The 7,801-nt window shown below is 63.8% G+C and carries 8 protein-coding genes and 2 pseudogenes; 5 read left to right on the top strand and 5 right to left on the bottom strand.

All coding sequences use genetic code 11. The features are described 5' to 3' along the window. Positions 1-1,059, bottom strand: a 1,059-nt coding sequence (locus FNA46_RS24630) for an EAL domain-containing protein (RefSeq protein ID WP_143127882.1), incomplete at its 3' end; no start/stop codon positions are given. A 285-nt stretch (positions 1,060-1,344) separates the two neighbouring features. Between FNA46_RS24630 and betI the strand changes: the two genes are divergently transcribed. Continuing rightward, a complete protein-coding gene (gene betI, locus FNA46_RS24625) occupies positions 1,345-1,947 on the top strand; it encodes a transcriptional regulator BetI (protein WP_143127881.1) in 603 nt (200 codons plus the stop codon). A 115-nt stretch (positions 1,948-2,062) separates the two neighbouring features. Beyond that, the gene (gene betB, locus FNA46_RS24620) at positions 2,063-3,526 is read left to right on the top strand and encodes a betaine-aldehyde dehydrogenase (RefSeq protein ID WP_143127880.1); all 1,464 of its coding nucleotides are present in this window, start codon (positions 2,063-2,065) and stop codon (positions 3,524-3,526) included. Positions 3,527-3,728: 202 nt separating this feature from the next. On the opposite strand, the gene FNA46_RS24615 is transcribed toward betB, so the two are convergent. Next, positions 3,729-4,079 (bottom strand): helix-turn-helix domain-containing protein, encoded by a 351-nt coding sequence (locus tag FNA46_RS24615; RefSeq protein ID WP_143127879.1) that lies wholly within the window; start codon positions 4,077-4,079, stop codon positions 3,729-3,731. Positions 4,080-4,085: 6 nt separating this feature from the next. Beyond that, the gene (locus FNA46_RS24610; protein WP_143127878.1) at positions 4,086-4,331 is read right to left on the bottom strand and encodes a type II toxin-antitoxin system RelE family toxin; all 246 of its coding nucleotides are present in this window, start codon (positions 4,329-4,331) and stop codon (positions 4,086-4,088) included. Positions 4,332-4,440: 109 nt separating this feature from the next. Here FNA46_RS24610 and betA point away from each other — a divergent pair, with 109 nt between their 5' ends. After that, the gene (gene betA, locus FNA46_RS24605; protein WP_143127877.1) at positions 4,441-6,096 is read left to right on the top strand and encodes a choline dehydrogenase; all 1,656 of its coding nucleotides are present in this window, start codon (positions 4,441-4,443) and stop codon (positions 6,094-6,096) included. Between the two features lie 7 nt (positions 6,097-6,103). On the opposite strand, the gene FNA46_RS24600 is transcribed toward betA, so the two are convergent. Both FNA46_RS24600 and FNA46_RS24595 read right to left on the bottom strand, forming a co-directional pair. Then, complete coding sequence (locus FNA46_RS24600; RefSeq protein ID WP_143127876.1) at positions 6,104-6,469, bottom strand: type II toxin-antitoxin system VapC family toxin; 366 nt, start codon at positions 6,467-6,469, stop codon at positions 6,104-6,106. Beyond that, positions 6,463-6,684, bottom strand: coding sequence for a ribbon-helix-helix domain-containing protein (locus tag FNA46_RS24595; protein WP_143127875.1), 222 nt, complete (start codon positions 6,682-6,684; stop codon positions 6,463-6,465). The genes FNA46_RS24600 and FNA46_RS24595 overlap by 7 nt, the downstream gene beginning before the upstream one ends. A 242-nt stretch (positions 6,685-6,926) precedes the next feature. Between FNA46_RS24595 and FNA46_RS24590 the strand changes: the two are divergent. Together FNA46_RS24590 and FNA46_RS24585 are read left to right on the top strand one after the other, a co-directional pair. Beyond that, positions 6,927-7,511 (top strand): annotated as a pseudogene (locus FNA46_RS24590) (RNA polymerase sigma factor); the annotation flags it as partial. After that, positions 7,508-7,801, top strand: a pseudogene (locus FNA46_RS24585) (hypothetical protein); the annotation flags it as partial. The pseudogenes FNA46_RS24590 and FNA46_RS24585, both read left to right, overlap by 4 nt.

The following is a 7,801-nucleotide window of genomic DNA, read 5'->3' as shown; positions in this document are numbered from 1 at the left end:
GGCGCGCTCGTAGATCTTGTTCTTCAGGAGGTCGCGGCCGAAGGGGCGGTAGATATATTCCTTGAGGTGATGCTCGCTGATGATGCCGCGCGGTTCGCCATTGGCGTTCAGCACCGGGAAGAAGGACTGGCGCGGATTGCTGCGGAACAGTTCGAACACGGTATCGACGCTTTCGTGCTCGTAGACGGTCGGCAGCATCTCGATCTGCTTGCGGATCAGGATCTCGTCGAGCGACTGGCTGGCGCGGCGGCCACGTCCGAGATCGACGAGATGCGGAAAGGCCGATTGCAGCTCGCTGGTGAAGATGGTGGGCCGGGCGATGAACCAGCCCTGCACGAGATCCACCCCGCATTCGCGGCAGGCCAGGCATTCCGGTTCCGTTTCCACCCCTTCGGCAATCACGCGGATGCCGAGCACATGCGCGATGTTGACGATGTTGCGCACCAGATGCCGCTTGCGCGGGCTCTCCTCCAGGCCGGCGATGAAATGCCGGTCGATCTTCAGGTAATCCACCGGGAAATCGCAGAGCAGCTTGATCTCGGCATGGCCGACGCCGAAATCATCGATGGCGAGCTTGAAGCCGGCCTTGCGCATCTTGGTGATGAGGCCGGCAAATTCCGGCACGCTGGTGTTGTCGATGCGCTCGGACAGCTCGAAGCAGATGGAGGATGGCGGAATGCCGGCCTTGCGCAGATGCGCCACCAGCTTGTCCACCACCTGCTCGCCCTGCGGAATCAGCCGGCCATCCAGATTGATGAACAGCGTGTTGGAGGCGAAATCCGGCAGCGTCGCGAACTTGGCAAGCGCACGCGACGCCAGCATCTGTTCCAGCGCCAGCAGCTGTTCGGCCCCGGCGGCGGTATCGAGAAGATGTAGCGGCGAGGCAAAGCCCAGCCGCTCATGGCCCCGCATCAGCGTTTCGTAACCGAAGGCACGCCCCGTCGACAGTTCGACGATCGGCTGGAAGGCGGTTTCCAGAACGAGCTTCGACAGGGGCAGCAATTGGTCGTCGGCGTAGCGTCTCAAGATACCCGTTTCCAGCGTCGCAGCGCTCGACATGGTCTTCTCCGGTGTGTGTGCTCAAACGAAAAACACGACAGATGCTCACACCATAGCGGTCAATGATCGGTTTCCACCCTGTGACGCTTGCATGAAAGTTTTTTGACAGTGCGCAATTCCCCTGTGCACAGGCGTTCAACACGGCGTGTGGCGCGCGGGAAACACAGCGCGCCACAGTCAGCCCATCACCGGCGTCCTCCGTCGCAGCAAGGCCGGAGCATGGCGCAGTTTTTTCTTGATTGATCAGTCAATCAAAAATAATCTGGCAAATGTCAGGAGATCAGAATGCCGAAGCTTGGAATGGAACCGGTGCGCCGCAAGGCGCTGGTGGACGCGGCGCTGCGCACCATCGGCAGCCAGGGTTCGCTCGACGTGACGATGTCGGAGATTGCCCGCGAGGCCGGCGTTTCGGCAGCGCTTGCTCATCATTACTTCGGCAGCAAGCAGCAATTGCTGCTGGCCACGATCCGCGCGCTGCTGGCCCAGTTGCGGGCCGATGCGGTGGCGGCGCTTACGGCGGCCGAGACGCCGCGGGCGCGCATTTCCGCCGTCATCCGCGTCTCCTTCCAGGCCGACCAGTTCGCGCCCGACGTGGTGGCCGCCTGGCTAGCCTTCTATTCCGAGGCACAGCGTTCGGAGGAAGTGCGCCGCCTGCTGGTGCTCTATGCGCGCAGGCTGCATTCCAATCTGCTCTCCGGCCTTCGGCCGCTCTGCCCGGCGCCGCTTGCAAAACAGATCGCCGATGGCGCCGCAGCCCTCATCGACGGGCTCTACATTCGCCAGTCGCTGAAGGCGGCACCGCTGTCCATCGATGCCTCTGTCACATTGGTGGAGGACTATGTGGCCGGACAGTTGAACCGACAGCACGGTCGCACCCCGTCCCGCTGAACGGGATGCGGCGAAGGCACTGCCGCACTTCCGCATCGGACGCGCAGCACATGCCGGCAACAACGATCCGACCGAAACACGAATGACCGAACGGCAGACCGTCAGGAGACAGGACATGAAAGCCCAGCCCCCCGCCTCGCATTTCATCGACGGCGCCTATGTGGAAGACACGGCCGGCACGGTGATCGAAAGCCTCTATCCCGCCACCGGCGAGGTGATTGCCCGCCTGCATGCGGCAACGCCTGCCATCGTGGAACAGGCGGTCGCTTCTGCCAAACGTGCGCAGAAGGAATGGGCGGCGCTCTCGCCGACCGCCCGTGGCCGCGTGCTGAAAAAGGCGGCCGAGATCATCCGCGAGCGCAACCGCGAACTCTCCGAACTGGAGACGCTCGATACCGGCAAGCCGATCCAGGAAACCATCGTGGCCGACCCGACCTCCGGCGCCGATGCCTTCGAATTCTTCGGCGGCATTGCCGCAACCGCCCTCAACGGTTCGCACATTCCGCTGGGGTCCGACTGGGCCTATACCAAGCGCGTGCCGCTCGGCGTCTGCGTCGGCATCGGGGCCTGGAACTATCCGCAGCAGATCGCCTGCTGGAAGGGAGCACCGGCACTCGCCGCCGGCAATGCCATGATCTTCAAGCCCTCGGAAGTCACGCCGCTCGGCGCGCTGAAGATCGCCGAGATCCTGATCGAGGCCGGCGCGCCGAAGGGGCTCTACAACGTGATCCAGGGCGACCGGGAGACCGGACCGTTGCTCGTCAACCACCCTGACGTCGCCAAGGTGTCGCTGACCGGCTCCGTGCCGACCGGCCGCAAGGTGGCCGCCGCCGCCGCCGGACAATTGAAGCATGTGACGATGGAACTCGGCGGCAAGTCGCCGCTCATCGTGTTCGACGATGCAGATCTCGACAGCGCCATTTCCGGCGCCATGCTCGGCAATTTCTATTCCACCGGCCAGGTCTGCTCGAACGGCACCCGTGTTTTCGTGCACAAGGCGATCAAGGAACAGTTCCTCGCCCGCGCCAAGGCCCGCACGGAGGCGATCGTGATCGGCGATCCGCAGGACGAGGCAACCCAGATGGGACCGCTCGTCTCCTTCGCCCAGCGGGAAAAGGTGCTGGCCTATACGGAAAAGGGCAAGGCCGAGGGCGCACGTCTGGTGACCGGCGGCGGCATTCCCAACACCGCCTCCGGCGAAGGCTATTTCGTGCAGCCAACCATCTTTGCCGACGTGACCGATGACATGACCATCGCGCGGGAAGAGATTTTCGGCCCGGTGATGTGCGTGCTGGACTTCGAGGACGAGAGCGAGGTGATCGCCCGCGCCAATGCCACCGAATTCGGCCTCGCCGGCGGCGTCTTCACCGCCGACCTTACCCGCGCCCACCGGGTGGTGGACCAGCTGGAGGCCGGCACGCTGTGGATCAACACCTACAATCTCTGCCCCGTGGAAATCCCCTTCGGCGGCTCCAAGCAATCCGGCTTCGGGCGTGAAAATTCGGCGGAAGCACTCTCGCATTATTCCGAACTGAAGACGGTCTATGTCGGCATGGGCAAGTGCGAGGCGCCGTATTGAGGCCTCACCGCTTCGTCCTCCTGTGAGAGACGAAGCCATGGCTGCAATGGTCACCTCAACCGGCAAGGCAGAGCGGATAGCCTCAGGTGCGACACCCCATGGAAAAGCGATCATGAACCCGGCAGATTCCGACATCACCGCTCCCGGCTCTGCCTTGCTTTCTGGCAGAGAACCGTCGTGCAGCGGCTGGATCGGCCCTTGCTCAGAGCACGATATCGTCGAGATCGACCTTCAGTGCGGTTGCGATGCGCTTGAGCACATCGACGGAACCGGTCTTCTTGCCGCTTTCGATTTCCGACAGGTATGGCTGGGAGATGCCGGCGGCGGCGGCAAGATCGGATACGGACATCTTGCGGTAGGTGCGAAAAACACGAACCGGGTTTTCCCCATTGGCGCGCGCTTCAACAATGTCCAGCGGCCAGACCTCCTGCCCGGCGGCGATCTCGGCGAGAACGGCGCTGGCTTCGAGACCATCGACCAGATCCTCGTAGTCTTCTTCGCTCAGCAAAACATAGGCCTTGCCGTCGATTTCGATTTTCTGAATGCGCCCCATCGCTTCTCACTCCTTGTAGATGCTGCCACGCGGGCCAGCGGCTACGACCAGGACGATCCGCCCCTGATCATCGATAATCACCCGGTCGTCGCCCACTCTGATGCGCCAGAGCTCCAAGCCCTTCAGCTTTTTGATATCGACACGCTCACCCCTGGCATAAGCCTTCACCTTGGCAATGATCGCCAGCCGCCGTTTGGGTTGCATGCTTTGCAATGCCTTGTCGGCACGCTGAGACACCACGACTTCCTTCATTTGGCCACCGCAGCTCTGAGCGATATTCCCACATCAATCTATAGCTTAGAGCGATGCTTTTGTCACTGCAGTCCTGCGCACCTACTTCACTGAACACTGGACTTTTCCAATGACCCATCAGGCAGATTTCGTCATCATCGGTTCCGGCTCGGCCGGCTCGGCCTTGGCCTGGCGCCTGTCGGAGGATGGCCGGCACAGCGTCATCGTGCTGGAGTTCGGCGGCTCGGATATCGGACCCTTCGTGCAGATGCCGGCGGCCCTTGCCTATCCCATGAACATGGAGCGCTACAACTGGGGTTACCTTTCGGAACCCGAACCGCATCTCAACCATCGCCGGATGATTGCGCCGCGCGGCAAGGTGATCGGCGGCTCCTCCTCGATCAACGGCATGGTTTATGTGCGCGGCCATGCGGAGGATTTCAACCGATGGGAGGAACTCGGCGCCACCGGCTGGGCCTATGCGGACGTGCTGCCCTATTTCAAGCGCATGGAGCATGCGCATGGCGGCGAAGAGGGCTGGCGCGGCACGGACGGCCCCCTGCATGTGCGGCGCGGCGCGGTGAAGAACCCGCTCTACAAGGCCTTCATCGAGGCGGGCCGGCAGGCCGGTTTCCCGGTGACGGAGGATTACAACGGACGCCAGCAGGAAGGTTTTGGCCTGATGGAGCAGACGAGCTGGCAGGGCCGTCGCTGGTCCGCCGCCAATGCCTATCTGAAGCCGGCGCTGAAGCGCGACAATTGCCGGCTGATCCGCTGCTATGCGCGGCGCGTTGTGTTCGAGGGGCTGAAAGCCATCGGCGTGGAAGTCGAGATCGGCGGCAAGATCGAGGTGATCCGCGCGAACCGCGAGGTGATCGTCGCGGCTTCCGCCTTCAACTCGCCCAAAATCCTGATGCTGTCCGGCATCGGCCCGGCGGCGCATCTGAACGAGATGGGCATCCCGGTTGTGGCGGACCGGCCGGGCGTCGGCCAGAACCTGCAGGACCACCTCGAATATTACCACCAGTTCCGCGCCTCACAGCCGATCACCCTGCATTCCCGCAACAACTGGTTCTGGAAGGGCGTGGTGGGGGCCGAGTGGCTGTTCTTCAAGACGGGGCTTGGCACCTCCAACCAGTTCGAGGCGGCCGCCTTCATCCGCTCCAGCGCCGGCGTGAAATGGCCTGATATCCAGTATCACTTCCTGCCGATCGCCGTCTCCTACGACGGCAAGTCGGCGGCCGATGGTCACGGCTTCCAGGCGCATGTCGGCTACAACATGTCGAAATCGCGCGGCGCCGTCACGCTGCGTTCGCCGGATGTGAAGGATGCGCCGGTGCTGCGCTTCAACTACATGAGCGATCCGGAAGACTGGGTGAAATTCCGCCATGCGGTGCGCGTCACGCGCGAAATCTTCGCCCAACCCGCCTTCGCCCCCTATATGGGCGGCGAGATCGCGCCGGGGCCGAAGGTACAGTCGGACGAGGAGATCGATGCCTTCCTGCGCGAGCATCTGGAGGGCGCCTATCATCCCTGCGGGACATGCAGGATGGGCCGCGAGAGCGACCCGATGGCCGTGGTCGATCCGACGACCCGGGTGATCGGCGTGGAGGGCCTGCGCGTCGCAGACTCCTCGATTTTCCCGCATGTGACCTACGGCAACCTCAACGGCCCCTCGATCATGACCGGCGAAAAGGCCGCCGACCACATTCTCGGCCGCCAGCCCCTGCCCCGCAGCAACCAGGAGCCGTGGATCAATCCGAACTGGCAGGTCAGCGACCGGTAGAACGCCCTCAGCGCCGATAGGGAACGCGAATACCGGGATCCGTCTCCGGCAGGTCCTTCACGTCGCGTGTGACGAGCAGGTGGTCGTGCACCCGGGCGCTTGCCCAGACGATGGCATCCGGCAGCTTGAGGCGGTATGACCGCCGAAGGTCGACAGCCTGCTCGGCAACCTGGTGATCGATCCCGATCAGGTGGAACCCGGACAGGAAGTCGCGGGTGGCCTCGCGATGCTGTTCGACCGCGCCGACCATGACCTCCATCCAGGAGATCATGCTGATCGACCGGTGCCGGTAGAGATCGATCTCGGCGGCGGCCGCAGCAAAGCCGTTCAGGTAGTCGATCAGAATATTCGTGTCGAACAGCGCCTTCACCATTCCTCCCGCAGCGACCGCTGGTAGGCCACGCCATCCACCTCACGATCCGAGCCGGCCCAGAGACCGAAGGCGGTTTCCATGCGCGGCTTTTCACGCCGCTGCAGAAGGTCTGCGACCGCTTCACGAATGAGCGCGCTGCGCGATACGTTCTCTTCCCGCGCCAGCCGATCCAGCGCGGCAACCGCCTTGTCTTCCAGATCGATGAGAGTGCGCATGGGATCTCCGCCATATATCATATAGATATATATCATATCAGTCTGACCTCACGCAATCGTCAGAAGAAGGGGCAACAATCCTCAGGACCACCGACGGAAATTTGCCAGTCTTGCGTTGAAAGGGCATGATCCGAGGCAGAGGATGGACGAAACGCGCGCATGCCGGCCCGCAGCCATTTGACACAGCCCCCGCCCCGCTTCTCTCCGGAGGGGGGCGGGAAAACCGGTCGGCCGGGTGCACAGCGCCCCGGCCGGGCTTTTCGTGCGCCCGCATGACACAGGATCCCGATGCAGATCTCGTGCGGCGCGTGGCGGCCGGGGAACCGGCAGCGATGCGCGCCATGGTGGCGACCAAGCTGCCAAGGCTGCTGGCGCTTGCCACCCGCATGCTCGGCGACCGGGCGGAGGCGGAGGATGTGGCGCAGGAAACCTTCCTGCGCATCTGGAAGCATGCCGGCACCTGGCGGCAGGGACGGGCGAAGTTCGATACCTGGACGCACCGGGTGGCGCTCAATCTCTGTCACGACCGGCTGCGCCGCAAACGCGAGGTGAGCATGGCCGAGCCGCCGGATCTCACCGACACCGCGCCGCTGCCGGATGCGGGGCTTGGCGCGGAAGAGGCCGAACGGCTGCGGGTCGAGCGCGCCCTGCAGGCGATTGCGCCGCGGCAACGCGAAGCGATCATCCTGGTCTATTATCAGGAGATGTCGAATATCGAGGCGGCCGCGGTCATGCAGGTGAGCGTGGATGCGCTGGAAAGCCTGCTTGCCCGCGGGCGGCGCGCCCTGCAGCAGATGCTCGTCCAGGACGAGGAAGGTGAAGCATGAGGACAGACGCACGCACACCGGAGATGGATCAGGCGGCCTTTGCCGCGCTGGTGGAAACCTATGGCGCCGATCCGAAGCGCTGGCCGGAGAAACGCCGGGCGGCGGCCCTCGTCTTTGCCGAAACGCCGGACGGGGCGGAAAGCCTGCGGCGGGCGGCGCGCCTCGATGCCGCCCTCGACCTCGCTCACCCGCCGATGCCGGCGGCAGCGCTCGCGGGACGCATTCTGGCCGGGGCCGAACAGCGCGTCACCTTCGCCATCCGGCTCCGACGCTTCCTCGTCGGCGCCGGC

It is taken from the genome of Affinirhizobium straminoryzae (assembly GCF_007004135.1).
Lineage (GTDB): Bacteria > Pseudomonadota > Alphaproteobacteria > Rhizobiales > Rhizobiaceae > Neorhizobium > Neorhizobium straminoryzae.
This window is presented reverse-complemented; position numbering and strand designations above follow the sequence as displayed.